Annotated in this window: 25 protein-coding genes and 1 riboswitch; of the genes, 12 read left to right on the plus strand and 13 right to left on the minus strand. The window is 69.4% G+C overall.

Annotation, left to right across the window (positions count from 1 at the left end; genetic code table 11):
- Positions 1-22 precede the first annotated feature (22 nt).
- The 4 genes from ACX80I_RS06325 to ACX80I_RS06340 are packed head-to-tail and all read right to left on the minus strand — an operon-like array spanning position 23 to position 4,243.
- Complete coding sequence (locus ACX80I_RS06325; RefSeq protein ID WP_459344267.1) at positions 23-301, minus strand: HPr family phosphocarrier protein; 279 nt, start codon at positions 299-301, stop codon at positions 23-25.
- A 53-nt stretch (positions 302-354) separates the two neighbouring features.
- Positions 355-2,457 (minus strand): PTS fructose transporter subunit IIABC, encoded by a 2,103-nt coding sequence (locus ACX80I_RS06330; protein ID WP_459344268.1) that lies wholly within the window; start codon positions 2,455-2,457, stop codon positions 355-357.
- Positions 2,457-3,479, minus strand: a complete 1,023-nt coding sequence (locus ACX80I_RS06335) for a 1-phosphofructokinase family hexose kinase (protein WP_459344269.1) — start codon at positions 3,477-3,479, stop codon at positions 2,457-2,459. Before ACX80I_RS06335 ends, ACX80I_RS06330 begins: the two co-directional genes overlap by 1 nt.
- Complete coding sequence (locus ACX80I_RS06340) at positions 3,476-4,243, minus strand: DeoR/GlpR family DNA-binding transcription regulator (RefSeq protein ID WP_459344270.1); 768 nt, start codon at positions 4,241-4,243, stop codon at positions 3,476-3,478. The genes ACX80I_RS06335 and ACX80I_RS06340 overlap by 4 nt, the downstream gene beginning before the upstream one ends.
- A 662-nt stretch (positions 4,244-4,905) precedes the next feature.
- Between ACX80I_RS06340 and ACX80I_RS06345 the strand changes: the two genes are divergently transcribed.
- Both ACX80I_RS06345 and ACX80I_RS06350 read left to right on the plus strand, forming a co-directional pair.
- Positions 4,906-5,175, plus strand: a complete 270-nt coding sequence (locus ACX80I_RS06345; RefSeq protein WP_459313184.1) for a GlsB/YeaQ/YmgE family stress response membrane protein — start codon at positions 4,906-4,908, stop codon at positions 5,173-5,175.
- Between the two features lie 231 nt (positions 5,176-5,406).
- Positions 5,407-6,162, plus strand: coding sequence for a hypothetical protein (locus ACX80I_RS06350; protein ID WP_459344271.1), 756 nt, complete (start codon positions 5,407-5,409; stop codon positions 6,160-6,162).
- On the opposite strand, the gene ACX80I_RS06355 is transcribed toward ACX80I_RS06350, so the two are convergent.
- Positions 6,159-7,418 carry a DUF445 domain-containing protein gene (locus ACX80I_RS06355; RefSeq protein ID WP_459344272.1) on the minus strand — a complete coding sequence of 420 codons (1,260 nt, stop codon included), beginning with the start codon at positions 7,416-7,418 and terminating at the stop codon, positions 6,159-6,161. The two genes, ACX80I_RS06350 and ACX80I_RS06355, sit on opposite strands and share 4 nt — an antisense overlap.
- Positions 7,419-7,527: 109 nt before the next feature.
- On the opposite strand from ACX80I_RS06355, the gene ACX80I_RS06360 reads away from it, so the two are divergent.
- Positions 7,528-8,400, plus strand: coding sequence for a glycerophosphodiester phosphodiesterase (locus tag ACX80I_RS06360; protein ID WP_459344273.1), 873 nt, complete (start codon positions 7,528-7,530; stop codon positions 8,398-8,400).
- Positions 8,401-8,420: 20 nt separating this feature from the next.
- Entirely contained in the window at positions 8,421-10,253 is a 1,833-nt protein-coding gene (locus tag ACX80I_RS06365) for a glycoside hydrolase family 15 protein (RefSeq protein WP_459344274.1), read from the plus strand.
- 34 nt (positions 10,254-10,287) lie between these two features.
- On the opposite strand, the gene ACX80I_RS06370 is transcribed toward ACX80I_RS06365, so the two are convergent.
- Positions 10,288-11,478 (minus strand): zinc-dependent alcohol dehydrogenase, encoded by a 1,191-nt coding sequence (locus tag ACX80I_RS06370; protein WP_459344275.1) that lies wholly within the window; start codon positions 11,476-11,478, stop codon positions 10,288-10,290.
- A gap of 98 nt (positions 11,479-11,576) precedes the next feature.
- On the opposite strand from ACX80I_RS06370, the gene ACX80I_RS06375 reads away from it, so the two are divergent.
- Together ACX80I_RS06375 and ACX80I_RS06380 are read left to right on the plus strand one after the other, a co-directional pair.
- Positions 11,577-12,317: an AzlC family ABC transporter permease gene (locus ACX80I_RS06375; RefSeq protein WP_459344276.1), complete on the plus strand. Its 741-nt coding sequence runs from the start codon at positions 11,577-11,579 to the stop codon at positions 12,315-12,317.
- Positions 12,314-12,625 carry an AzlD domain-containing protein gene (locus ACX80I_RS06380; RefSeq protein ID WP_301224338.1) on the plus strand — a complete coding sequence of 104 codons (312 nt, stop codon included), beginning with the start codon at positions 12,314-12,316 and terminating at the stop codon, positions 12,623-12,625. The genes ACX80I_RS06375 and ACX80I_RS06380 overlap by 4 nt, the downstream gene beginning before the upstream one ends.
- Positions 12,626-12,671: 46 nt before the next feature.
- Here the strand turns inward: ACX80I_RS06380 and ACX80I_RS06385 are convergent, their stop codons facing one another.
- The 4 genes from ACX80I_RS06385 to ACX80I_RS06400 all read right to left on the minus strand — a co-directional run bounded on the left by ACX80I_RS06385 (position 12,672) and on the right by ACX80I_RS06400 (position 17,779).
- The gene (locus ACX80I_RS06385) at positions 12,672-13,010 is read right to left on the minus strand and encodes a YnfA family protein (RefSeq protein ID WP_459344277.1); all 339 of its coding nucleotides are present in this window, start codon (positions 13,008-13,010) and stop codon (positions 12,672-12,674) included.
- A 77-nt stretch (positions 13,011-13,087) separates the two neighbouring features.
- A complete protein-coding gene (locus ACX80I_RS06390) occupies positions 13,088-14,203 on the minus strand; it encodes an acetate/propionate family kinase (RefSeq protein ID WP_459344278.1) in 1,116 nt (371 codons plus the stop codon).
- A 55-nt stretch (positions 14,204-14,258) separates the two neighbouring features.
- Positions 14,259-16,337 carry a phosphate acetyltransferase gene (gene pta, locus ACX80I_RS06395; protein WP_459344279.1) on the minus strand — a complete coding sequence of 693 codons (2,079 nt, stop codon included), beginning with the start codon at positions 16,335-16,337 and terminating at the stop codon, positions 14,259-14,261.
- A gap of 149 nt (positions 16,338-16,486) precedes the next feature.
- The gene (locus tag ACX80I_RS06400; RefSeq protein WP_459344280.1) at positions 16,487-17,779 is read right to left on the minus strand and encodes an MFS transporter; all 1,293 of its coding nucleotides are present in this window, start codon (positions 17,777-17,779) and stop codon (positions 16,487-16,489) included.
- Positions 17,774-17,881, minus strand: a riboswitch (TPP riboswitch). Its footprint overlaps the gene before it by 6 nt.
- Positions 17,882-17,950: 69 nt before the next feature.
- Between ACX80I_RS06400 and ACX80I_RS06405 the strand changes: the two genes are divergently transcribed.
- Complete coding sequence (locus ACX80I_RS06405; protein ID WP_459344281.1) at positions 17,951-18,283, plus strand: ArsR/SmtB family transcription factor; 333 nt, start codon at positions 17,951-17,953, stop codon at positions 18,281-18,283.
- Positions 18,284-18,295: 12 nt separating this feature from the next.
- Positions 18,296-18,793: an SRPBCC family protein gene (locus ACX80I_RS06410; RefSeq protein ID WP_459344282.1), complete on the plus strand. Its 498-nt coding sequence runs from the start codon at positions 18,296-18,298 to the stop codon at positions 18,791-18,793.
- Positions 18,794-18,903: 110 nt separating this feature from the next.
- On the opposite strand, the gene ACX80I_RS06415 is transcribed toward ACX80I_RS06410, so the two are convergent.
- Together ACX80I_RS06415 and ACX80I_RS06420 are read right to left on the minus strand one after the other, a co-directional pair.
- Positions 18,904-20,043 (minus strand): fatty acid desaturase family protein, encoded by a 1,140-nt coding sequence (locus tag ACX80I_RS06415; protein ID WP_459344283.1) that lies wholly within the window; start codon positions 20,041-20,043, stop codon positions 18,904-18,906.
- A 20-nt stretch (positions 20,044-20,063) separates the two neighbouring features.
- Positions 20,064-21,173 carry a ferredoxin reductase gene (locus ACX80I_RS06420; protein ID WP_459344284.1) on the minus strand — a complete coding sequence of 370 codons (1,110 nt, stop codon included), beginning with the start codon at positions 21,171-21,173 and terminating at the stop codon, positions 20,064-20,066.
- Between the two features lie 98 nt (positions 21,174-21,271).
- Here ACX80I_RS06420 and ACX80I_RS06425 point away from each other — a divergent pair, with 98 nt between their 5' ends.
- The gene (locus ACX80I_RS06425; protein WP_459344285.1) at positions 21,272-22,471 is read left to right on the plus strand and encodes a PucR family transcriptional regulator; all 1,200 of its coding nucleotides are present in this window, start codon (positions 21,272-21,274) and stop codon (positions 22,469-22,471) included.
- On the opposite strand, the gene ACX80I_RS06430 is transcribed toward ACX80I_RS06425, so the two are convergent.
- Positions 22,468-23,331: a DNA-3-methyladenine glycosylase family protein gene (locus tag ACX80I_RS06430; protein WP_459344286.1), complete on the minus strand. Its 864-nt coding sequence runs from the start codon at positions 23,329-23,331 to the stop codon at positions 22,468-22,470. The genes ACX80I_RS06425 and ACX80I_RS06430 overlap by 4 nt on opposite strands.
- Positions 23,332-23,703: 372 nt before the next feature.
- On the opposite strand from ACX80I_RS06430, the gene ACX80I_RS06435 reads away from it, so the two are divergent.
- The 3 genes from ACX80I_RS06435 to ACX80I_RS06445 all read left to right on the plus strand — a co-directional run bounded on the left by ACX80I_RS06435 (position 23,704) and on the right by ACX80I_RS06445 (position 25,755).
- Positions 23,704-24,009: a DUF4193 domain-containing protein gene (locus ACX80I_RS06435; protein WP_087072246.1), complete on the plus strand. Its 306-nt coding sequence runs from the start codon at positions 23,704-23,706 to the stop codon at positions 24,007-24,009.
- 149 nt (positions 24,010-24,158) lie between these two features.
- A complete protein-coding gene (locus ACX80I_RS06440; RefSeq protein WP_459344287.1) occupies positions 24,159-24,800 on the plus strand; it encodes an alpha/beta hydrolase in 642 nt (213 codons plus the stop codon).
- Positions 24,801-24,828: 28 nt separating this feature from the next.
- The gene (locus tag ACX80I_RS06445; RefSeq protein ID WP_459344288.1) at positions 24,829-25,755 is read left to right on the plus strand and encodes an AEC family transporter; all 927 of its coding nucleotides are present in this window, start codon (positions 24,829-24,831) and stop codon (positions 25,753-25,755) included.
- Positions 25,756-25,781: the final 26 nt, after the last annotated feature.

Here is a 25,781-nt window from a genome sequence, read left to right on the forward strand (position 1 = left end):
ATGGTGCCCTTTGTGGTTGGTGCTACTCGGCGTCGTGATCCGTCTCGATGATCCGCGCCAGGCTCTCCAGTGCGTCCTCTGCGCCGTCGGCCTCGGCACGCAGGACGATGATGTCACCGTGCGATGCCCCGAGGCTCATCAGCGAGAGGATGCTCGAGGCGTCCATGGCTTCCTCGGCGGGTTCGCCGTCCATGGCGATGGTGACCTCGAACGGCAGCTCACCTGCCGCTTCCGCGAAGATCGAGGCCGGGCGGGCGTGCAGTCCGACGCGACTCGCCACGGTTGCCTTGCGTTCTGCCATGATGTGCTCCTTTTCGTGGATGGGTTCCCCGTACAGCCAACCGGACGCGAGGGTCAGGCCGCAACCGGCTGGGCGGCGGCGGTGTTCTTCTTGCTGGAGGCGTAGCGCTTGAGGGCGATCACCGCGAGGGCCGAGATGACCGTGCCCACGAGAATCGCGAGGACGAACATCAACAGATTGCCGATGGCGAAGAAGACGAAGATGCCGCCGTGGGGTGCCTGCGATGTGACGCCGGTGCCCATCACGATCGCACCGGTGACGGCGGATCCGAGGAGCGACGCGGGGATGACGCGCAGCGGGTCGGCTGCCGCGAAGGGGATGGCACCTTCGGAGATGAAGGCGGCGCCGAGGAGCCAGGCCGCCTTTCCGTTCTCGCGTTCCGCCAGGCTGAAGCGCCGGCGGTCGAGGGTGGTGGCGAGTGCCATGGCCAGGGGCGGCACCATGCCGGCCGCCATGACGGCCGCCATGATCTGCCATGGGGCCTGGTTGTCCACCGATCCGGCACCGAGGCCGGCCACCGCGAAGGAGTAGGCGACCTTGTTGACGGGGCCGCCCAGGTCGACGGCCATCATGAGCCCGAGGATGACGCCGAGGCCGAGGGCTGCCGTGCCCGTGAGGCCGGAGAGCCAGCTGTTGAGCCCGGCAGTGAGGGCCGCGATGGGTCCGCCGAGCAGCAGGAACATCAGGCCCGAGGCCACGATGGACGCCACGAGCGGGATGATCACGACCGGCATGAGGCTGCGCAGCCAGCGCGGCACCGAGAGACGCCCGATCGACATGGCGACGTAGCCCGCAAGCAGACCGCCGACGATGCCGCCGAGGAAGCCGGCTCCCATGAAACCGGCGACGGCACCGGCGACGAAACCGGGAGCGATGCCCGGCCGGTCGGCCAGGGCGTAGGCGATGTAGCCGGCGAGGGCGGGAACCAGGAATCCGAGGGACAGCTGGCCGATCTTGAAGGCGACCGCCCCGAGGTATTCGCCCAGGCCCCCTGCGGGCAGGTTCGCCAGGCTGTTCTCGAGGACAACGGTGTTGGCGGTCTCGGTGATCAGGTAGCCGCCGAGCAGGAAGCCGAGTGCAATCAGGAGACCGCCGCCGGCGACGAAGGGGATCATGTAGCTGACACCGGTGAGCAGTGCCCGCTTGAGCGTCCCGCCGATGCTGTCCCGGCCGCCGTCGTCGTCGGTCTGGTCACTGCCGGTCCCGGCGACCCTCCGGGCGTTCGGGTTCTGCGCGGCGGCGAGGGCTTCCTCGACCATCTCGCCCGGTTCGTCGATGCCGCGCTTGACGGGCGCACTGATGACGGGGAGCCCGGCGAAGCGGTGCTTGTCGCGGACGTCGACGTCGACGGCGAAGATGACGGCGTCCGCGGACGCGATCACGGAGGGGTCCAGGGGGGTGGCCCCGGACGAGCCCTGGGTCTCGACCTGGAGGTCGACGCCGCGCTCCTTGGCGGCTGCGACGAGTGAGTCGGCGGCCATGTAGGTGTGCGCGATGCCTGTCGGGCAGGCGGTCACGGCGACGAGGCGGCGTACCTTCGTGTCCGTGGCGCGTCCGCCGTCCAGTGCCGGTCCCGTGGTGTCGGTTCCCGAGGTGCCCAGTGTCGCGGCTGCCTCGCTCGCCCGGGCGCCGGCGGACTGCTCGGCGGACCCGGCTGCACCGGCTGCGTGGGCGCCCGCACCCGCGGTCCCGGCGGGGGCGTCACCGATGCCGAGGGCGCCGTTGACGAGCGCGACGACGTCGGCCGGTGTCTGCGCGGCGCGCAGCGAGGCGGTGAAGTCCTTCTTGATGAGTGAACGGGCGAGCTTCGACAGCAGCTTGAGGTGCTCCTGGTCGGCGCCGTCGGGAGCGGCGATGAAGAAGACGAGGTCCGCCGCACCGTCCTTGGCGCCAAAGTCCACGGGCGGGGACAGTCGCGCCATGGCGAGGGTCGCGACCGTGACGGCCTTGGACCGGCAGTGCGGGATGGCGATGCCACCGGGAACTCCGGTGGAGGTCTTCTGCTCCCGGGCGAGTGCGTCGGCGTAGAGGCCGTCGACTTCCGTGGAGCGGCCCTGCGCGGCGACCTGCTCCGCGAGGTAGCGGATCACCGAGGAACGCTCGGTCCCCAGGTCCTTGTCCAGAGTGACGAGCTCCGGGGTGATGAGATCGGACATCAGAATTCCTCCTGTGCGAGGGGCCCTGCGGTGGACCCGGTTGCGCTTGGTTCGATCACGGGCAGCGTGACCATGAGGGGAGCGACCGCGACGGCGGCCGGCGTTGTTTGGTCGAGCGATGGAACGGTGGAACCCGGAAGGGCGGCAGCCGCCGATCCGTGGGCAACGGCCTGGCGCAGGCAGTTCTCCGGGAGTTCGCCTGCGCTGTGCGCCAGCAGGTAACCGGCCAGGGCGGAGTCTCCCGCACCGACGGTGGAACGCGCGATGACGGGCGGGTGCACGGCGTGCCAGGCCCCCGCGTCCGTCACGAGCAGGGCGCCCTTGGATCCAAGGGTCGCCAGGACCGCTCCCACCCCCGCGGCGATGAGCACCGCGCAGGCCTTCGCGGCCAGTTCATGATCCTGCTCGAGCTCGTCCCCCGTGCCGATGCCGGTGAGCTCGCTGAGCTCCTCGGCATTGGGCTTGAGCAGGTCCGGTGCCGGAACGCCGGCGGCGGCCTCGGTGAGCGGTTCTCCCGAGGAGTCGATGGCGATCAGGGGCGCGGACGGTCCATAGGCTTCACGGACCGCGGCCGTGACCCGCGTGTAGAAGGTCGGGGGCACTCCCGGTGGGAGGGACCCGGCGAGGACGAGCCACTTGGCGCCGTCACTCTCGGCGACGACGACGGCGAGCAGCTCCTCGAGCTCGGCGGGGGAGAGTTCGGGGCCTGGCTCGTTGATCTTCGTCGTCGTGCCGTCGGGTTCGGTGATCGCCGTGTTGGTCCGCAGGCCCGCACCGATGGGCACGTTGCGGAACGGGACGGAGACGCTGCGCAGTCCCGCGAGCACGGCGTCGTCGTCGTCGCCCGGAAGGATGGCGAGGGTCCGGATGCCCGACATCGCCAGGGCGCGGCTGACGTTGACGCCCTTCCCGCCTGCCTCCTGCACCACGGAGGTTGCGCGCTGGACCGCGCCGCGGGTGAGGGGGGCGGTGAGCTCGACGGTGCGGTCGATGCTCGGATTCGCTGTGAGGGTCAGGATCACGCGACGATCACCTCCACATCGGCATCGGAGAGTGCATCCGCCAGGGAGCCCCGGGGTGCGCGGTCGGTGATGAGTGCATCGATATCCTCCAGGTTGGCGAAGCTGATCAGGGTTTCCTCGCTGAACTTCGACGAGTCGGCAAGGAGCACCACGCGCCGGGCCGAGCGGACGATCGCGGTCTTCACGGCGGCCTCATCGACATCGGGTGTGCTCAGGCCGAAACCGGCGGCGATGCCGTTCGCTCCGACGAAGGCGATGTCGGCGCGCAGGCGTGAGAAGTGCGCCACGGTGCTGCTGCCGACCGCCGCGCTGGTCAGCGCGCGTACACGGCCACCCACGAGTTCGACGCTTCCGCCGGCGCCGGAGACGAGGGCCGCGATCGAGACGGAGTTGGTGACCACGGCGAGCTCGGACCGGGACTCCTCGGCCAGCACCGCGGCGAGCTCTCCCGTGGTGCTGCCGGCATCGAGAACGACGGCGCCGGTCATGGGTGTCATGGTCAGGGCGGCCTGCGCGATGCGCTTCTTCTCGAGGGAGTGCTGGGAGGACCGGCTGGTCAGGCTCGGCTCGTTCGTCGTCGCGCCGCTTCCGGCGATAGCGCCTCCATGGACGCGGCGGAGCACGCCGTCGTTCTCGAGGAGAGCAAGGTCGCGGCGGACCGTTTCCTTCGTGATGCCGAAGCGTGTTGACAGGCCGGCTACCGTGACGCGGCCGTCGGCGGAGACCAGGTGGCTGATCTGGCGATAGCGCTCTTCCGCGAACATGAGGACCCCGTTGTCTTCAGCTGGGGATGGATCCCGCAGCGTGTGGTTTTATCTTTGTTTGGGTGACTCTATCTCCGCTTTTGCCCTCGGTCAAGGGTTTTTCCTGCTGGACAAAACCAAACACAGATGGAGTGGTGCGCGAGTGAGGGTTCGGCCTCCCGGTTCGCCTGTCCGTCGGGGCATGCCGGGCACCAGGGAGTAGGAGGCAGTCCGAGGGGGCGCCCCGGCCGGCAGGTACCCGTCCGGCCGGCGGAAAAGGGGAAAAGCGGGAATTGCACGAGTGCAATTAGAAAAGCGCTGAAATGATTCCTATTGGACAAACTTTCGGAGATTAACCGGTCCGGCCGGCCCGGACTAATTCTCCGCCGGGTGTGGCCACGGCCGCCGGCCGCCGGCCCCTCTGAGGGCAGCGCGGCTGCAGGATCCCCGCGATCCTGCGTTTTTGCCATGTCGTCAGCGTCACGCGCCCTGCAGAGCGCGGCCGGCATCAGTTCGGCAAAGATTCACCCGAGGGACTTGATAAGCAGGGTTAGCATGGTGTTAGGATTGCACCCTAAGCATGCTGATGAAGTACGGTCGGTAAAGCTGCACTCCGGTGCATCGGAACATTAGCCAGTGGCCCGTCCTCGGACGGGTGGCTGAAATCACTCAAGGAGCATCTTATGAGTTTCATCGGTTTTCTTATCCTCGGCCTCATCGCAGGCGCCCTTGCCAAGCTGATCATGCCCGGTAAGCAGGGCGGCGGCATCCTGATCACGATGCTGCTCGGCGTCATCGGCGCCTTCCTCGGCGGTTTCATCGGCGGAAGCATCCTCGGTGTCAACCTCGGCAGCACCTTCTCGCTGATGTCCATTCTCTTCGCCGTCATCGGCGCCCTGATCGTGCTCGCCATCTACGGTGCCGTCACCAAGCGCCGCGGATCGCGCGTCTAACCAGCACTGCCCGCTGAACCCTGCGGGGAACAGCTGCCGAAGGGCGCCACCGGATCCCGGTGGCGCCCTTCGGCCGTTTCCCCGCCCCTGCCGCGCGTGGTCGCACCAGCGTTCGCGCCAGCAGGAAAACCTGACCCACGGGCCTGCGCCCCACCTAGACTCGATCCAGACGGCAGATGATCCAGCCGCGGAAGGACCATGATGTTTGGCCGAAACAAGGAGAACCCAGCCGTGAAGGCTGCCAACGGAACGCTCTTCGACAAGGACGGCAACCCGAAACCCGGGATCCTCCGGGGCATCGAACGGGCCCTCGACATCCAGCGACCCTTCATCCTCTCGAACCTGAACCGGCTCCGGCGCCGGCATCCGGAAGCGTCGCCGGCCGAACTGGCGCGATTCCTGGAGCGCGACTACCTGCGGGCGACGACGGCCGCCGGAGCTGCTGTCGGAGCTACCGCTGCCGTGCCGGCCGTGGGGACGATCGCCTCCCTGGGGCTCTCCGCCGCCGCGACCATCGGATTCCTCGAGGCGACGGCCCTGTACGCGGAGTCCGTCGCCGAACTGCACGGGATCAACACCGAGGACCCGGAGCGTTCGCGGGCCATGGTGATGGCGATCCTCATGGGGGAGGAAGGGACGGCGCTCATCCGGTCCATCCTCGGTGCCTCCGCCGGCCAGGGCGCCCCGCAGTACTGGGGCCAGATGGTCAGTAAGTCGGCGCCCAACTCGCTCGTCAAGTCCCTCACCAAGTCGATCCAGCGGCGCTTCCTCAAGAAGTTCCTCGCTCGGCAGGGCGGCTTCATGCTTGGGCGGGCCCTGCCCTTCGGGGCCGGAGCGATCGTGGGCGGAACCGGCAACCACCTCATGGGCAAGGCGGTCATCCGGACCACCCACGAGGCGTTCGGGCCGTTGCCCCACACCATCCCGGGCGAACTGGCCGACGAACTGCAGCTTCCGAGGCCGGGAAACGGCGAGAAGCGGGCCTAACCGAAGATCGCGTGGGCGACGGCGAAGATCAGCAGACCGGCCAGTGAGCCGACCACGGTGCCGTTGATCCGGATGAACTGGAGGTCCTTGCCGACCTGCAGCTCGATCTTCCGCGAGGTCTCCTCCGCGTCCCAGCGGCCCACCGTCTCGGAGATGACGCCCGCGATCTCGCTGCGGTAGGTGCGGACCGCATAGGAGGCGCCGTCGGCGATCCAGCGGTTCACCTTGCCGGCCAGTTCCGCGTCACTCGTCAGGCGGGAGCCGAAGTCGCGCACGGCTGCCTTGAAGTTCGAGGTCAGCTCGCTCTGCGGGTCATTGACCGCCTCGAGGAGGGCCGACTTGATCGTGGCCCAGGTGCGGGCCGTGAGGTCGCGCACGCGGGGGTCGTCGAGCAGTTGCCCCTTGATCTCCTCGGCCTTCGCGATGGTCTCCGGCTTGTGCTGGAGATCCTGTGCGAGGTCGCGGAGGTACCTGTCGATGGCGAGACGGACGTCGTGCTGGGGATCGTCCTGCACGGCCCGGATGAACTTGGAGAGCTCGGCGTGCACCCGGTCGCCGACGACGCCGTCCACGAGCCGGGGGACCCAGGTGGGCGAGCGCTGCGCGACGACCCTCGTGACCACGGCGTAGTTCGCATCGACCCAGTCACCCGCGCGGTCCACGAGCAGGTCCACGAGGCGGTGGTGGTGGCCCTCCGCGAAGATGCGCTCCGCGATGCCGCCGATGGGCGGGCCCCACGGCGGATCGAGCAGGTGCTTCCGGACCATGGACTCGATCACGCCCTGCACGGCGTCGTCGTTCAGGACGGTGAACATGCCCCGGATCAGCGCGGCGCCCTCCACGGCGACGCGGTCCGCGCTCTCGGGCTTCTCCAGCCAGGCGCCCGCTTTCTGCGCGATCCGTGCGGAATCCAGCTTGGCGCGCACCACGTCCTCGGACAGGAAGTTCTCCTCGACGAACTGGCCGAGGGACTCTCCGATCTGGTCCTTCTTGCGCGGGATGATCGCCGTGTGCGGGATCTTCAGGCCAATGGGGTGCTTGAACAGGGCCGTCACGGCGAACCAGTCGGCCAGCGCGCCGACCATCCCGCCTTCGGCCGCAGCCCGGACGTACTGGAGCCAGGAATAGGCGTCCTGCAGGGCGAAGGCCACCACGAAGATGACGGCCAGCACCGCCAGCAGCCCGGTCGCCAGCAGCTTCATGCGACGGAGGGCGGCCGCCCGCTCCGCGTCGGGGCTGGTCATCTGAACATTCATCTCCCCGAGTCTATCGAGGCTCCGGCCTGCACCGGCGGCCGGGGCGTCGATGGTGTGCGGATCACGCTCTCACGTACCGTGATAGGGACACCACCGACGACCCGAAGGGATGCCCGTGCCTCCTGTGATCTTCGCTCATCGAGGCAGCAGCGGGACCTATGCCGAGCACACGCGGGCGGCCTATCTGCAGGCGCTCGCCGACGGCGCCGACGGCGTGGAGTGCGACGTGCACCTGAGCCGCGACGGTCAGCTGGTCTGCATCCACGACACCACACTCGAGCGCACCACCAACGGTTCGGGTGACGTCGCCGACCTGACGCTGGCCGAACTGCAGCAGCTCGACGTGTCGTCCTGGAAGCGGACAGCCCTCCCGTCGGAGTACGGGGACGTGTCGGACCAGTTCCTCTCCTTCGCCGACCTCCTGCTCCTCCTGCGCCGGGCGGGCCGGCCGATCCGGCTCGCCGTCGAGTTGAAGCACCCCAGCCCCTTCGGCCTGCGGCTGGAGGAGGCCCTGATCGCCTTCCTCATGGATGAGGGCTGGAACCCGGAGTCGTCGATGCTGGGCAGTATCGAGGTCAGCTTCATGAGCTTCAATCCCGACTCCATGCGGCAGCTCGCGGAGTCGGTGCCGCACCATCTACTGTGCCAACTCGTCTCCGACGTCCGGCCGCAGGAGGTCCGGGACGCGCTGCGCCTCGGCTCGATCGCCGAAGGAGCCCTTATCAACGTCCTCCAGAGGGCGCTGAAGGAGGGTGAGGAACTGATCGACCACCAGGAGGTCGGGATGGCGGGCCCGGGCGTGCAGTACGTGCGGGACCACCCCGAGCGGATCCGGCGCTGGATCCGGGAAGGGACCCGCGTCCGTGTGTGGACGGTCAACACCGTCAAGGACGCCTTGTTCCTCGCGGAACTCGGCGTGCAGGAGCTGACGACGGACTACCCGGCGCGGATACGTCGAGCCTTCGAGGGCAACGGCGAGTAACCGCACGTGCATGCCGGTCGTTGTGGTTGAGTGGGAAAATGCAATCGCCGATCGAGGATTACGCGCTCGTCTCCGACCTCCATACCGGTGCGCTCATCTCCCGGCGCGGCAGCGTCGACTGGCTCTGCTTCCCCCGGTTCGACTCGGAGTCGGTGTTCGGCGCGTTGCTCGGAACGCCGGACCACGGCCGGTGGCTCGTCGCCCCGTCGTCGGACGACGCCGAGATCGTCGAGCGGAGCTACATCTCCTCGACCTTCATCCTCCAGACGCACTGGAGGACCGCGGAGGGAGAGGTGCTGGTCACCGACTTCATGCCGGTCACGGACCGCAGGGCCAACGTCGTACGGCGCATCCAGGGGCTGCGGGGCACGGTCAGCGTGCGCCAGGAACTCGAGATCCGCTTCGGCTACGGCGACATCGTCCCGTGGGTCAGCCAGGGCCTGGAGGACGGCGTCCCGGTGCTGCTGGCCATCGCGGGACCCGACGCGCTGCTGCTCCGCGGCCCCCGGCTGAAGGCCGCCAACCACCGCCATGAGGGCACGTTCGAGGTGTCCGAAGGCGACGTCGTCGACCTTGAACTCGTCTGGTACCCGTCCCACCGGGGAAAGCCACCGGCCCAGGACGTCGATGAGGCCCTCGACGGGGCCATCAGCTACTGGCGGGCCTGGGCCGCCAGCTTCCGGAACGACGGCGAGTACGCCGAGGCGGTACAGCGCTCGCTGCTCGTCCTGCGCGCGCTGACGCACGAGGACACCGGCGGCATCGTCGCAGCTCCCACCACGTCGCTGCCCGAGCAGTTCGGCGGTGCCCGGAACTGGGACTACCGCTTCTGCTGGCTACGGGACGCGGCGCTGACCCTCGAGGCCATGATGACGCACGGTTATGCGGACGAGGCCCAGAGGTGGCGCAACTGGCTGCTGAGGGCGGTCGCGGGAGATCCCGAGGACCTGCAGATCATGTACGGGCTGGGCGGGGAGCGGAACCTGCCGGAGCGGGAGCTCCCCCACCTGCCGGGGTATGCGGACTCGGTCCCCGTGCGGGTGGGTAACGGCGCGGTGGACCAGTACCAGGCCGACGTGGTCGGCGAGGTCATGGTGGCGCTCGAGAAGCTCCGCGGCCACGGCGTCACGGAGGACAACTTCTCCTGGCCGCTGCAGCGTGCACTGCTGGGCTTCGCCGAGAACCACCTGCAGGACCGTGACCAGGGCATCTGGGAGATGCGCGGCGAGCAGCAGTACTTCACGCACTCGCGGGTGATGATGTGGGCCGCGTTCGACTGCGCAGTGCGGGCTGTGCGCGACCACGGTCTGACGGGGCCGCAGGACCGGTGGACGAAGATCCGGGACGGGCTGCGCGCGGAGATCCTGGAGCACGGCTTCAACAGGGAGCTGAACTCGTTCACCCAGGCCTACGGGGGCACGGAGGTCGATGCCGCCCTGCTGCAGCTGCCCCAGGTGGGGTTCGTCGACTTCGACGATCCGATGATGCTGGGGACCCTGGAGCGCCTGGAGCAGGACCTGCTGACCGAGCAGGGACTGCTGCTGCGCTACCGCACGGACATTTCCGACGACGGACTGGAGCCGGGGGAGCACCCCTTCCTCGCGTGTTCCTTCTGGCTCGTCGAGCAGTATGCGCACAGCGGCCGGCTGGACGACGCGAAGCGGCTCATGGACCAGCTCGTGGGTTACTCCAATGAACTCGGTCTGCTGTCCGAGGAGTACGACGCCGTCGCAGGCCGGATGGCGGGGAACTTCCCGCAGGCGTTCTCGCACCTGGCCCTCGTCCGCGCGGCCGACGCCCTGCAGATGGCCCGCGGCGAGGCCGGGTCCCACGAGTCGATGGCCCGGGAATAGTCCCTGGCCATCGACTCCTGGCGGTCGGACCGGACTAGACCGTGACGCCCTGCGGCTTGAGGACCACCTTGATGGCGCCGTCCGTCTTCTTCTGGAAGTTCCGGTAGGCGGCCGGCGCCTCGTCGATCGAGACCTGGTGCGTCATGAGGTCGGTGACGCCCAGCGGGTCGGAGGGCTCCTCGACGATGGGCAGGAGTTCATCCGTCCAGCGGCGCACGTTGCACTGCCCCATGCGGAGCTGGATCTGCTTGTCGAACATCGTGAGCATCGGCATCGGGGTGGCCGAACCCCCGTAGACGCCGCTCAGGGAGATGGTGCCACCACGGCGGACGGCGTCGATAGCCGAGTGCAGGACGGCCACGCGGTCGCTGCCCCCGGTCTCCATGACCTTCTGCGCGAGCCTGTCGGGCAGGAAGCCGACGGCGTTCTGGGCGAAGGCGCCGACCGGCGAGCCGTGTGCTTCCATCCCCACGGCGTCCACGACCGCGTCGGGCCCGCGGCCATTGGTCATGCTGCGCAGTTCCTCCGCCGTGTCCTTCGTGAAATCGATGGTCTCGATCCCGTGGCGCTTGGCCATGGCACGGCGCTCGGGTACCGGTTCGACAGCGATCACGCGGTGGCCGAGGTACTTGCCGATGCGGGCGGCGAACTGCCCCACCGGGCCGAGGCCGTACACCGCGAGGACGCCGTCCTGCGGGACATCCGCGTACTTCACGCCCTGCCAGGCCGTGGGCAGGATGTCCGAGAGGTACAGGTAACGCTCGTCCGGCAGTTCCGACCCGACCTTGACGGGGCCGTAATCTGCGAAGGGCACGCGCAGGTACTCCGCCTGGCCGCCGGGGACGGACCCGTACAGTTCGGAGAATCCGAACAGGGCCGCTCCCGAGCCCTTGTCGTGGACCTGCGTGGTCTCGCACTGCGACTGCAGGCCCCGCGTGCACATGTAGCAGTAGCCGCAGGAGATGTTGAACGGCACGACGACGCGGTCGCCGACCTTGAGGTTGGTAACTCCGGCCCCCACCTCCTCGACGATGCCCATCGGCTCGTGCCCGAGCACGTCGCCCTTGTGCATGTACGGGCCGAGCACCTCGTAGAGGTGCAGGTCCGAACCGCAGATCGCGGTCGAGGTGATGCGGATGATCGCGTCCGTCGGTTCCTGGATCGTGGGATCGGGGACATTCTCCACGCTGACGTTGCGCTTGCCCTGCCATGTCACTGCCTTCATGGGGCGCTCCTCCGTTTAGTAAGTAGGCTTTCCTTTCCTACTATTCACCCCTTCGCCATGAATGGGAAGCCGGGCGCCGGGTCACCTAGCCTTGAGGGGTGGTTCTCCCCCAGTCCCCCGCAGTGCGCGTCGCCCTGTCCGTGGCCATCGCCACCGGGTTGTACGGGCTCTCCTTCGGCGCGCTGTCCGTCGCCGCCGGGCTCGACCTGGCGCAGACCATGGCGCTGAGCCTCCTGCTCTTCAGCGGCGGTTCCCAGTTCGCGTTCATCGGCGTGATCGCCGGTGGGGGCAGCGGGATCTCCGCGATGTCCGCGGCGGCCCTGCTCGGGATCCGCAACGGCGTGTACGGGATGCAGGTCAACGTACTGCTGCGTCCCTCGCGCTGGCGGAAACTGGCGACGGCGCACCTCACCATCGACGAGTCCGTGGCCACCGCTACGGGCCAGACCGATCCGGACGAGCAGCGCCGCGGCTTCTGGGCCGCCGGCATCGGCGTGTTCGTGCTGTGGAACCTCTTCACGCTCGTCGGCGCGCTCGCAGGCAACGCCATGGGCGATCCCGCGCGGTGGGGGCTCGACGGCGCCGCGGTCGCCGCGTTCCTCGGCCTGCTCTGGCCCCGGATCCGGGCGAAGGAGCCGGCGGCCATCGCCGTCGTGTGCGCCGTGGTGACACTGCTGGCGGTTCCCCTCGTGCCGCCGGGTGTCCCGATCCTCATCGCCGCCGTCGTGGCAGCCACCCTCGGGCTCGCAGGTGTCGGCCCTGCGACAGAGGGCCTCGAGCCCGACGTGGAGCCGTACCACGCGGAGGCCGAGCACCGCGGGACCAAGGGGGCCGCGTGACACTCTGGGGATGGATCCTGCTGGCGTGTGCGGTGTCGATCGCCACGAAGTTCCTCGGTTTCCTGGTGCCCGCGAAGCTGCTCGACAACCCCAGGATGCTCAGGGTGGCCGGGTCCCTGACGATCGGCCTGCTCGCCGCGCTGACTGCCGTGAACACGTTCGCGTCCGGTCAGTCGGTGGTGCTCGATGCGCGGCTGGCGGCCCTCGCCGCGGCCGCCGTCGCGCTCTGGCTGCGGGCGCCGTTCCTCCTGGTGGTCGCGATCGGTGCCCTGGCGGCCGGGCTCGCACGGCTGCTCGGCGCGGCGTAGGGCCTCCCGGCAGCGACCGGGGTAGGGGGCCTCCCGGAGGGCTGGATCAGGTGGTCGGGCGCGGCACGAACATGATCAGGGCGACGCCCACGAGGCAGACGGCCGAGCCGACGAGGTCCCAGCGGTCGGGGCGGAAGCCGTCGGCAAGGACGCCCCACGCCAGCGATCCGGCCACGAAGACGCCGCCGTAGGCAGCGAGGATCCGCCCGAAGTTCGGGTCCGGCTGCAGCGTCGCCACGAAACCGTACGCCCCGAGCGCCACGATGCCGAGACCGGCCCACCACCACGGCCTCCCTTCTCGGACGGCCTGCCAGATGAGCCAGGCACCACCGATCTCTGCCGCCGCAGCCAGCACGAACAGGAGGGTCATGCGCAGGATCGTCATGGCCCCAGTCTGCCCGAGGGCGCAGCAGGGGCTGCCCTCCGGCGGCACCGCCGGGGCAGGACGGGCGAGGGGACGCGCTAGGACGTCCCGACGACGCCGGCGGTCGCCCCGGCGATGGCCGCCTCCTCGTCGGTCGGCACCACGAGGACAGGGAAGGCCGACGACGGCGTGCTGATCGCCCGGGCTTCCCTGCTGCGTTCGCCGTTCCTTTCCTCGTCGAGTTCGAGGCCGAGGGCGCCGAGTTTCGTCACGACGGCGCTGCGGAAGGCTGCCGCGTTCTCGCCGATGCCCGCGGTGAAGACGAGTGCCTGCGCGCCGCCTACGGCCACGTGGTAGCCGCCGACGTACTTCGCGAGGCGGTAGGAGGCCACCTCGATGGCGAGCTTCGCGCGGTCCCCGCCGGACTCGGCGGCCTCGGTCACCGAGCGCATGTCATTGGTGCCCGTGAGGCCTTTCAGTCCGCTGTTGCGGTTGAGGAGTGCGTCGAGGTCCTGCTCCGAGTACCCCTCCCGCATCAGGAACAGCAGGATCGACGGATCGATGTCGCCGGAGCGCGTGCCCATCACGAGTCCTTCGAGGGGCGTGAAGCCCATCGACGTGTCGACGCTCCGGCCGTCGCGCACGGCCGTCACGGAGGCGCCGTTGCCGAGGTGCGCGATGACGCCCGTGAACGTGTCCGTGCCGAGGAGCTCCGCTGCGGCGCGGGCCACATAGGCGTGTGAGGTCCCGTGGAATCCGTAGCGCCGGATGCCGAACCGCCGGTACAGCTCGTCCGGCACGGCGTACCGCCATGCGTGCTCGGGCAGGGTGCGGTGGAATGCCGTGTCGAAGACGGCGACCTGCGGCATGTCCGGCCACTTCTCGGTGATGGCCCGGATTCCCGTGACCGCTGCGGGGTTGTGGAGGGGAGCGAGTGGGTTGAGTCGCTCGATGGCGCGGGTGATCTCGTTGTCGATGCGCACGGGCTCGCTGAAGCGTTCCCCGCCGTGCACCACACGATGGCCGACGGCGTCGATGCTCCGCCCCCCGAGCGCCGCGGTGACCTCGCTGTCCACCTGGTCGAGGGCGGCCGCGTGGTCGGGCACCTCGGCTTCGCCGATACGCTCCACGAGGCCCTCCGCCAGGACGTCGTCGCCCTCGCGTACCTGGTACTTGAGCGAGGATGAGCCGGAATTGATGACGAGGATGATCATGGGGTCCTGTCCTGGAAGAGGGGCGGAAGAGGGGCGAGCGGGGCGGGCGGGGGAGCTAGGCCGGCTGCTGCTGGGCCTGGACCGCGGTGATGGCGACGGTGTTGACGATGTCCTCCACGGTGCAGCCGCGGGAGAGGTCGTTGACCGGCTTGCGGAGGCCCTGCAGGACGGGTCCGACGGCGACGGCGCCCGCGGACTGCTGCACCGCCTTGTAGGTGTTGTTGCCGGTGTTGAGGTCCGGGAAGATGAACACCGTCGCCTGGCCGGCCACCGATGAGCCGGGGAGTTTCGATGCGGCGACCGATGCGTCCACGGCGGCGTCGTACTGGATGGGGCCCTCGACCGCGAGGTCGGGTCGCTTCTGCCGGACGAGTTCGGTGGCGCGCCGCACTTCGTCCACGGCTCCGCCGCTGCCGGATTCACCCGTGGAGTAGGAGAGCATCGCGACACGGGGCTCCACGCCGAACTGGGCTGCCGTCTCCGCAGAGGCCACTGCGATGTCGGCGAGCTGCTCCTCATTGGGGTCGGGATTCACCGCGCAGTCCCCGTAGACGAGGACGCGGTCCTGCAGGAGCATGAGGAACACCGAGGAGACGATCTTCACGCCGTCCTTGGTCTTCACGAATTCGAGCGCAGGGCGGATGGTGTTCGCCGTCGTATGGGCGGCACCGGACACCATGCCGTCCAGCTTGCCGAGCTGCACCATCATCGTCCCGAAATATGCCCCTTCCAGCATGCGTTCGCGAGCCTGGTCGAGGGACACGTTCTTGTGGGCCCGGACCCGCGCATACTCCGCGGCGAATTCATCCCGCAGCTCGGAGGTCGCGGGGTCGACCAGGGTGATGCCGGTCAGGTCCACGCCCTGGCCCGCCGCCAGCTCCCGCACCCGGGCCTCGGGTCCGAGAATCGTGAGGTCGCAGACATCGCGGCGGTGCAGGATCTCGGCGGCCTTCAGGACACGGATGTCCTCGCCCTCGGGCAGCACGATGTGCCGCCGCTCGGACCGCGCGCGCTGGATCAGCTCGTGCAGGAAGCGCAGGGGGGTCATGCTGACGGGCCGGGGGAGTTCGAGCCGCTCCAGCAGTTCGCTCTCGTCCACCTGCCGCGACCAGGCGCCGAGGGCTGCCGCGGCCTTGCGGCGCAGTCCGCTCGCGATCTCGCCCCGCACCTCGCTCACGCGCCGGGCGGCGGTATAGGTGTCGTCGTCGAGCGCGAAGACGGGGAACGGCGCCTGCGCGAGGAGGGCGAGGATGTTGGGGTCCGGTGCCAGACCGCCGGTCAGGAAGAGGGCCGACGGCACCGGGAATTCGGGGGAGAACGACGACGCCAGGGTCGCCACGAGGACGTCCGCCCGGTCGCCCGGCACGATCACCAGGGCGCCGTCCCTGAGCAGGTGCAGGAAGTTGCCGACGTTCATGGCGGCCACGCGCACGCTGGTGACGTCGCGCTCGAGGTTGGAGTTGCCGGCGATCTGGCGCGCGCCCAGTTCCGTGGCCACCTCGGAGACGGTGGGCTGGGAGATCTCGGCCAGTTCGGGGATCACGTAGACGGGGCGGCCGGAACGGCCGGGCCGTACATGCTCGCTGATGGCGGCGACGGCGTCATCGGCGGCCCGGTTGACCATGATCGCGAGGAGGGACACCTTGGCGGCGTCGAGTTCGCGGCGTGCCACGTCGACGGTGTCCGCCGCCTCGTCGACCGACATGTCCTTGGCGCTGATGACGGCGAGCACCATGGCGCCGAGGTTGTTGGCGAGGCGCGCGTTGAGGTCGAACTCGACGGCCGCGTCGTTCCCGGAGAGGTCCGTCCCCTCGACGATGACGACGTCGCACTCCGCGGCGATCTCGCTGTAGATCGCGACGCAGCGGGCGTCGATCTCGGCGCGGTCGCCGGTGACCAGCAGGGCTCGGGCCTCGGCGCGGGTCAGGCCCCCGCGCGCACGGCTGTCCGGGAGGTCGAACGCGCGCTGCATGAGGCGCACCATCGGATCCGCATCGGGATCGTCACCCTCCACGATGGGCCGGAAGAATCCCACGCGGTCGGCGTGCCGGTACAGCATGTCCGCAAGCCCCAGGGAGATCAGGGACTTGCCGGAGCCGTTGGTCATGGCGCTCACATATATTCCGCGGGTCATGGGCCCAGTCTTGCAGGGTCCCCGGACCCCCGCCATAACGGGTGTCACGCCGTCGGGGCGGGTTCCGCGCCGTCGGAAAGGCAGGGATAACCGGTCCAGGGCGTACGGGGACGCCTGTTCTGCCGTCTCGGTAGGCGGCCTCCGCGCCCTCAGCCGAGGGGTGCGCGCGTGTCCGTCTCCGGGCCCCATAGTCCGCCCGCTGCCACCAGCAAGCCTGCGAGGACCAGCAGGGCGGCGATCGGGGCGCAGGTGCCGAAAGCAGCCTGGAGCGGAGGCAGATAGTAGGGGTAGAGCGCGGGCACCACGATGGACAGGCTGTACCCGAGGCCGTAGCCGCTGGAGCGGACGCCGCCGGCGAAACGTTCCGAGAGGTACGCGCCGACGGGCCCGTACACCGATACGGTCACCACCTGCAGGGCGGCGCAGAGCACGACGACGGCTACCGGACCCTCCACGGCGAAGATGGACAGGAAGCACACCGGGGCCAGAACGGCGGCCAGCACTCCGAAACCGACGAAGAAGAGCCGTCGTCCGAGAAAGGTGGACAGGTGTCCGCAGAGCACCATGGCGACGGCGGAGACCGCGGTGGCGCAGAGCAGGGCGAAGGTGACACCACGTCCGTCGAAGGTGCCGGCCCTGGTCAGTTCCGCCGTAAGGGTCGGGATCGCCATATAGGTCAGCAGCCAGAGTCCGGTCATCAGGGTGAAGGTCTGCAGGAACACCCGACGGTCGGGACCGACGAGGACATCCCGCAGGGGGAGCGGCACGGTGACCCGGGCTACCGGAGCGTCCGCCACCTGGCGCCGGTAGTACCCGAGCATGACGAGCGCCAGGATGCCGCCGACGACGAAGGGCACGCGCCAGCCCCAGGCCGCGTAGGACGCAGGACCGAGGACGGCCAACAGCACGAGGACCAGGGCCGCGATGGTCGTATTGGCCACGGGGGACATCGCCATGATCAGCCCGCTGGCAAGCCCTCGCCGTCGGGGTACGGACCACTCCATGGCCAGCGGGACGGCAGAGGTGTACTCGCCGCCGAGGAAGACGCCCCCGAGGAACCGCAGTGCCAGGATGAGCACCACCGTTCCCCAGCCCAGGACCTCGTGACCGGGGACGGCGGCGATCAGCAGTGTGGTGGCGGCGATACCGGCCAGGGCCACCTTCGTGACGGCGGTGCGTCCCACCCGGTCGGCGATGGGGCCGAGGACCGCAGCGCCAAGGGGGCGGCCGATGAGCGTCGCGGTGAAGACGAGCCCGGCGGCCGCGATGACATTCTCCGCACCCAGCAGGGTGCTCGCCGCGGGGGCGAGGGCGATGACCGGAAGGAAGATGTCGAACTGGTCGACGAAGTTCCCGAGGATCCCGCCCCGGACGGCGTGGCGCGCCCGCCGTTCGTCAGTGGTTCGCATCGTGGCCGGGGATGCCATGGAGGGATGGGGCATTGCATTCTCGCTTCCTTCGCCGGCATGATCCGGGGCAGGTTCGGCGGTCGAAGCTGCAGCAGCTTCCTCTCAGCCCTTGCCGGGGCTCCCGCGGGAATAGGTGGCTCCATCCTGCCATGCCGCGGTAAGAGCCCTTGACCTTCGTGCTCACCGGGCATAACGTACAACCACATGGTTGTAAATCAGATGAGTGAGGACGAGGTGGACCGCCTGTTCCAGGCGCTCGCCGACGCGACACGGCGGGATATCGTGGCGCGCGTCCTGGTCGCCGAGTATTCGGTATCCGGCCTGGCCGAGCAGTACGACATGAGTTTCGCAGCGGTACAGAAGCACGTCGCCGTGCTCGAGCGAGCCTTTCTCGTCACCAAGGAGAAACGCGGACGGGAGCAGATCGTGCGGGGACAGGTCGACGGCGTGCACAGGGCCCGCCGCCTGCTGGACGACTACGAAAGGATCTGGCGACAGCGGGTCGAACGGATCGAAGAGATTCTGGATGAGGACTAGGAAGGCATCATCATGGCGGTCATCAGTACGGAGAAGGACACCGAGGCACTCAACTTCCGGCTCGTCGCGGAGTTCGACGCGGGGGTGGAACGCGTCTGGCGGATCTGGGAGGATCTGCGGCAGCTCGAGCGGTGGTGGGGACCGCCGACGTGGCCCGCGACCTTCGACTCCCTGGAGTTCGTCCCGGGCGGGCGTGCGGCCTACTACATGACCGGTCCCGACGGCGAGAAGGCGCGGGGCTGGTGGCGCATCACCGGCGTCGAGGCGCCGCACCGCCTGACGTTCGACGACGGGTTCGCCGACGAGGACGGCGAGCCGGTGGCGGACATGGGCGAGACCCACGCCGAAGTCACCCTCGAGGACCTCGGCGGGCGGACGCGCATGACGATGACGACCTCGTTCGAGTCCCTCGAACAGCTCGACCAGATGGTCGCGATGGGCATGGAGGAGGGCCTCAGGCTCGCCCTCGGGCAGGTCGATGCGCTCCTCGCGGAGGATGCCTCCGTCTGATCCGGCCGGGCTGCCCGGTGCCTCCGGTGAGGTACCGGGAGAACAGGAAGGACCGCCGAAAAACGCTTTCGGCGGTCCTTCCTGTCGGCTCGGCGGAGTGCCAGGCGCCCTTACGCGGTCCGGGGCTTGCGGTTGGGCAGTGCGAGCTTGAAGATCTTTCCCCAGGTGGAGGCGACCTGCTTGGGCAGGGGGCCGGTGGTGTAGGGCAGGTTGTAGCGCGAGCAGATGTCGCGGACCTTCACGGCGACCTCGGCGTACCGGTTGGACGGCAGGTCGGGGAAGCAGTGGTGCTCGATCTGGTGCGACAGGTTGCCGGTCATCAGGTGCATGAACTTCGAGCCGGAGATGTTGGCGGAGCCGATCATCTGCCGGACGTACCAGTCGCCGCGGGTCTCCCCCTCGACCTCCTCCTCCGTGAACGTGTCCGTGCCCTCGGGGAAGTGGCCGCAGAAGATGACGGCGTGTGCCCAGAAGTTGCGGATGGCGTTGGCCGCGAGCGTCCCGTAGAGGGCCTGCTTGCCGGAACCCGTCAGCATGGCGACGGCCGGGGTGGCGGCGTAGTCCTTGGAGAACTGCGTGAGGACCTTCTTGCCGACGGCCTTGAGGTCGCGGTTCATGTCCTCCTTGGACTTCAGGCCTTCCTTGTACTCGGGGATCTCGAGGTCGTACAGGGCGATGCCCCACTCGAAGACCGGCGCCAGGATGGCGTTGTACAGGGGGTTGCCGAGGTTGAAGGGGCGCCACGGCTGGTCGGGGTCCATGCGGAGCAGGTTGTATCCGACGTCCCTGTCCTTGCCGATGACGTTGGTCCAGCGGTGGTGCAGGTCGTTGTGCGTGTGCTGCCAGGAGCGGGCAGGGGTCACGAAGTCCCACTCCCACGTGGTCGAGTGGATGTCCGGATCGCGCATCCAGTCCCACTGGCCATGGAGCACGTTGTGGCCGATCTCCATGTTCTCGAGGATCTTGGCGACGCTCAGCATGGCCGTGCCGGCGACCCAGGCGGCCTTGTACTTGCTGAAGAGGAGGGTACCGCGGCCTGCGAACTCGAGACTGCGCTGGACCTTGATGACGCGGCGGATGTATGCGGCGTCGGTCGCCCCCCGCTTGGCGAGGATCTCGTCACGCACGGCGTCGAGCTCGCGGCCGAGTTCCTCGACCTGCTCGTCCGTCAGGTGCTTGGCGGCGTCGGGGCGGACCAGGGGGTGGCCCGACGCCGCAAGGGCGCCCGGGCGGGTCAGCGTGGTGGTCATGGGGACTCCTCCGTTGGGGGTTAAAGGTCGAGGTTCACGGGCCCGGCGGCCGCCGAGACGCAGGTCTGGATGAGCTGGCCGGGTTCGTTGTGCAGTTCACCCGTCCGGAGGTCCCGGACCTGCCCGGCACGCAGCGGGATGAGGCAGCTGTGGCAGATGCCCATGCGGCAACCGCTCGGCATGAGGATGCCGGCATCCTCGCCGATGTCCAGCAGCGGGGTGTCGCCGTCGGCCTGTACCTCGCGGTCGGACTGCTCGAAGGTGACGAGGCCGCCGTCGTGCCCGGCGCCGGCGGTGAGGTCGGTGGTGAACCGCTCGATGGTGAGGGTGCCCGTGCTGGCCTGCGCCTCGGCTCCGGCCGTGATGCTCGGGGCGGTGCGGGCGGTCTCGAGGGCTGCCTCGCGGTTCCAGAGTTCCTCGGCCGAGTTGAGGAAGCCCTCTGGGCCGCAGGCGTAGGCGGCGCGGGACCGCCAGTCCGGGCAGAGGTCCGCGATGGTCTTGGCCGTGAACTCCAGCCTGCCACGGGCGCTCGTGAACCAGTGGCGGACCGTGAGGTTGGGGAACTGGTCGGCGAGCTCGTCCAGTTCCTCGCGGAACAGGCTCTTCTCCGGCGTGCTGTTCGAGTTGATGAGCACCACGTCGGCGTCCGGGCGTCGGGGGACCAGCGTGCGGATCATGGACATGACCGGAGTGATGCCGCTGCCCGCCGTGAGCATGAGCAGGGACCGCGGGTGCTCGGGAAGGACGAAGTCGCCCTGCGGCGGCGCGAGGAACAGGACGTCCCCGTGCTTGGTGTCCCGGACCAGGACGTGCGACACCGCGCCGGCGTCCTTGACCGTGATGGCTGGATCGTGCCCGGCGGCGTTGCTCAGCGAATAGGAGCGCCAGTGGCGGACGCCGTCCAGTTCGACGCCGATGCGCGCCCACTGCCCGGCCTGGTGGCCGTGCCAGCCGTGGCCGGGGCGGAAGTAGATCGTGGCGGAGTCCTCGGTTTCGCGCACCACGCGGGTGACGACGCCCCGGAGCTGGCGGGAGGAGTACACCGGATTGAACAGGGCGAGGAAGTCTTCCGGCGTGAGCGGGGTGATGAGCGCGGAGGCTACACGCGCCAGCTTCGTGAACCGGATCATTGCACCAACGATATAGCCTCTCCCGCTAAAATTCTTCACTCTTCGCATACAGTTGACGGAGTTGCATTGTCGTGGAGAGATAGATCGGGGCCGTCCGGATGAGTTCTGACGAGGTTGTGGGAACTCCTCCCGAGCCGCCCTGGCTCGCCCTCCCGCCCCAGGTGAGCGACCGCCTCCGGCCGCTCACGGGCGATCTGGTCGAGGCCATCATCCAGACCGTCCCCCAGCTGGTGCCGGCATATGCGCGTCCGATCGAAGGGGGCTTCGGCCACGCACTGCGCCTCGGGGTCGCCGTCGCCCTGGAGCGGTTCCTCGAGTTGCCGGGCACGAGCCTGCCCGCACTGTCCGACCAGAGCCGCCAGCTGGTGGCCGGCCTGGGCCGCGGCGAATTCCGCCAGGGACGCAGCATGGATTCGCTGCTCGGGGCCTATCGGATGGGTGCGCGCGTGACCTTCCGGGAGATGTCGCGCCGCTCGATGGAGGAGGGCCTGGGCTCCGCGGTGGTGGTGGACCTCGGGGAATCGATCATGGCCTACATCGACGAACTCTCCGCGGTCAGCGCCGAGGCCTACGCCTTCGAGCAGTCCGAACGGGCCGGGGCCGTCGACCGCCGTCGTGCGGAACTGCTGGAACTGCTGCTCCTCGGGCAGGCGGACGAGACGTCGCTGCGGCAGGCGGCGTCGCTCGCCGACTGGGCCGTGCCGGCCCAACTCGCCGTCGTGACGCTGCCGCTCGAGCGCGCGCAGGGACTGCGCCAGAGGCTTGCACCGGGTGGGATCGTCATCGAGCGTGAGACGGACGCCGTCGCCCTGGTCCCCGAGCGGGGGGTGGCGTCCCGCGCGGACCTGCAGCGGGTCCTGACCGGCAGGAGTGCGTCCATCGGACCGGCCGGCGGGCTCGAGCAGGTCGCCGATTCGTTGCGGCTGGCGGTCCTGGCGGCGTCCATGTTGCCGCCGCGCGAGGGCGAGGACGATCCTCCCGTCTGGGCCGACGAGCACCTGACCGAGGTGGTCCTGGCCGCGGAGCCGTCCGCCGTGGGGGAGCTCGCCCAGCGGAGGCTCGCACCGCTGGCCGGGCTGCCGGCCGGTCAGCGCGAGAAACTCGAGGAGACCCTGCTCGCCTGGCTGCGGCACTGGGGCCAGCGCGCCCCGATCGCGGACGAGCTCGGCATCCACCCGCAGACGGTGGGGTACCGGGTGCTCCAGCTGCGCGAGCTGTTCGGTGAGGACCTCAGGAACCCGAAGGTGCGTTTCGAGCTGGAGATCGCGCTGCGCAGCGGCCGGACAGTTCCCGCCTAGGCCCCGCGGTAGGTCGCCGCCGTCCAGAGGTGGAAGAGGGCGTAGGCGCGGTAGGGGCGCCAGGCCCGGGACAACCGGTCCGCGTCCCGGATGCTCGGGTTGCCCATCGCGCGCCGGGCCACGAGGTCGCCGGGCGTAAAGGCGTCCGGGTCCCGCAGGACGCGCACTGCGAGGTAGTCGGCGGACCAAGGGCCGATACCCGGGATGGCGAGCAGTTCCTTCCGCAGCTGCACGTGGTCGCCTCCGGGGTCGAGGGACAGGCCGTCGACGACGGCGCGCGCGACGTTCTGCACGGTTGCGGCGCGTGCGCGGGTCACGCCGACGGCGGCGCGCAGTTCCTCCTGCGGAGCGTCGGCGATGGTGCCCGGCGCAGGGAAGACCGTGAGGCCGGAGGGCGACGCCGTGCCGTACGCGGCCGCGAGCCTGCCACCGAAGGTGCCGCCCGCGGCCACGGACACCTGCTGCCCGAGCACGGTCATGATCGCCGCCTCGAAGGCGTCCGGGTACCCGACGGCCCGGAGCCCGGGGCGACGGCGTACCAAGGGTCCGAGGACGGGATCTCCCCCGAACGCACGCGCGACGGCGTCGACGTCCGTGTCGAGGTCCAGCCAGCCGCGGGTCGTGTGTGCGAGCTGGGCGAATTCGTCGTCGTCGTCCGTGTCTGCGGTGAGTCCGACGCCGTCGGGCCGTATGGTGACGGTGATCCGGCGCGATCCGCCCGGCGTCGCCAGCAGGCGCGAATGCGAGTGCCCGGTCCGGTCCGCCACCTCGCAGCCCGGGATGGCGTGGTTCGCGAGGATCGCCGCCATCGGGCCGGCGTCCAGCAGGCCGTTGGCGCGAAGGACCGCGGTGCGGCTCATGGGCGGACGGCGTCCGCCGCGGGCAGGACGCCGGTCGCCGTCGTGCCGCGGCGGCCGATAACGGGTGCCATGGAAGCTCCTCGGACGTCCGGACAGGTCGGACCAACCCTACGACGGCACCGTCCACGAACCGGGATTCGATGGTCAGGGGCAGGGGCGGCGTCGGGCGACGACCGGTCCACGCCATCGGACGAATGGGCGCCTACCATGCCGACGCCCCGCGTCACAAAGAGCGGGGCGCTCCGGAAGGATGCAGAAAAACATCCGTCGGACCGGGTATATTGCTCCCGGTATATGGAATACTTCCGCCTCTGCCGAGGTTGAGAGTGGCATCTGGGCGTAATACCCGCCCACAGAAGGAGATCTACCCCCATGGCAACCGACTACGACGAGCCACGCGTTCGCCCGGAAGACCAGCCGGCCAACGAGTCCCTCGAGGCAATTCAGGCACAGCGCAGCGCGACCACGCAGACTGCGCTGATCGACGTGGAGGACGGCGAAACCGCCGAAGGCATCGACCTTCCCGGGGCCGACCTCTCGCACGAGGAGCTGCTGATCCAGGTGATCCCGCAGCAGGAGGACGAGTTCACGTGCATGTCCTGCTTCCTGGTGCACCACCGCAGCCAGCTCGCGCGCGAGAAGAACGGTGACAAGTTCTGCACCGAGTGCGAGGGCTGACAGGCCCTCAGCACGACGACGCCCCTGGCCCCGCCGGGGGCGTCCTCGTTTAACCGGCGCGTGCCGGTTCTCCTGCACGCGTAGGCCAGGGCTTCTCCCCGTCCACAGTCCTGCAGCCCTGGCCGACGGCGCCACAGTACGGTGGTGACATGGAGTCCTCGCATGTCATCGTCCTGCCCGGAGGCGGCTACACCATGCTGTCCGACAACGAGGGCGAGGTCGTGGCCGCAAGGCTGCGCTCCTTGGGCCTGTCGGCCGGCGTCTTCTCCTACCCGGTGCAGACCCGGCATCCCGCGCCGCTCGACGCCGTACGCGCCGAGATCCGCCGCGTCCGGGCCGCCGGTGTCGAACGGCTGGCGGTCCTCGGTTTCTCGGCCGGAGGCCACCTCGCAGGGCACGCGGCACTTGCTCCGGGTGCCTCCGATGACGAGCGCGTCGACGCGGCCGTCCTCTGCTATCCCGTAGTGTCCATGGAACTCGCGACGCATCGCGGCTCACAGGACGAGCTGCTCGGGCCCGACGCCGGAGCGGAGATCCGCGCGGAAACCTCTTTGGACCGCCTCGTCTCGGCTGATGCTCCTCCGTTCTTCGTCTGGCACACCGCCGCGGACGAGGCTGTCCCCGTGGAACACGCGTACCTCCTCGGGCAGGCCCTCGCCGCGCAGGCGGTCCCCCACGCCCTGCATGTCTTCGCCGAGGGGGAGCACGGCCTCGGCCTGGCCGAGGGGAGCGGCGCCGCGGAACAGTGGAGCAGCCTGGCCGCCGAGTGGCTCCTGGCGCGGGGCTGGTGACCCGGCTCCTGCCCGCCGGCGCGGCCCGGTGATCGCCCAGACCCTCGTGGCGCTCGGCCCGGTGATCGGCCTGATCGCCCTCGGGTATGCACTCCGTGCCCGGAGCTTCCTGGTTCCGGCCTTCTGGCCGCCGGCCGAGCGGCTCTGCTACTTCATCCTCCTGCCGGCGCTGTTCATCCACGGCACGTCGACGGCGGACCTCGGGGGCCTGCCGATCGCGCTGATGGCACCGATCCTCGCCGGACCGGTCATCCTGACAGCTGCCGGGCTGGTGATCGCCCAGCGCTGGCTCGACCTCGACGGACCGGCCTTCACCTCCGTCCTGCAGGGCAGCATCCGTTTCAACAACTACCTCGGGCTGTCGATCGCCCTGGCCCTGTTCGGGTCCGACGGCGTCGCACTCGCCGCCATCGCGAACACGATCCTCGTCCCGCTCGTGAACGTTCTCTGCACGCTCGCCTTCGCGCGCTACGGGGCGGAGAGGCTGACGGCGGGTGGCACCATCCGGACCATCGTCACCAACCCGCTGATTCTCGGCTGCGTGGTCGGGATCCTCCTGAATGTCACGGGTGCGGGATTGCCGCCGGGCATCTCCGACTTCGTGCGGACGCTCGGCAGTGCGTCGCTGCCGCTCGGCCTCCTGTGCGTGGGAGCGGCACTGGACCTGCGGAGCATGGGCTCCAACCTGGGGGCCGTGCTGATCGCCACCGGAGTCAAGTTCGCGGTGATGCCCGCCCTGGGGATCGCCGGCTGCGTGCTGTTCGGCCTCACCGGCGAACCCGCCGGGACCGTGATCCTCTTCCTGTCCCTGCCCACGGCGTCCTCCGCCTATGTCATGGCCCGGGCGCTCGGCGGCGACTCGAGGCTGATGGCCTCCACGATCACCCTGCAGACCGTGGCCGGGGTCCTCTACCTGCCGGTGGTGCTCCTCGTCATCCAGGTGCTCACCGGCTGACGGGCCGAGTGCCCACGGCCTGGACC

Source organism: Arthrobacter rhamnosi (genome assembly GCF_054510855.1).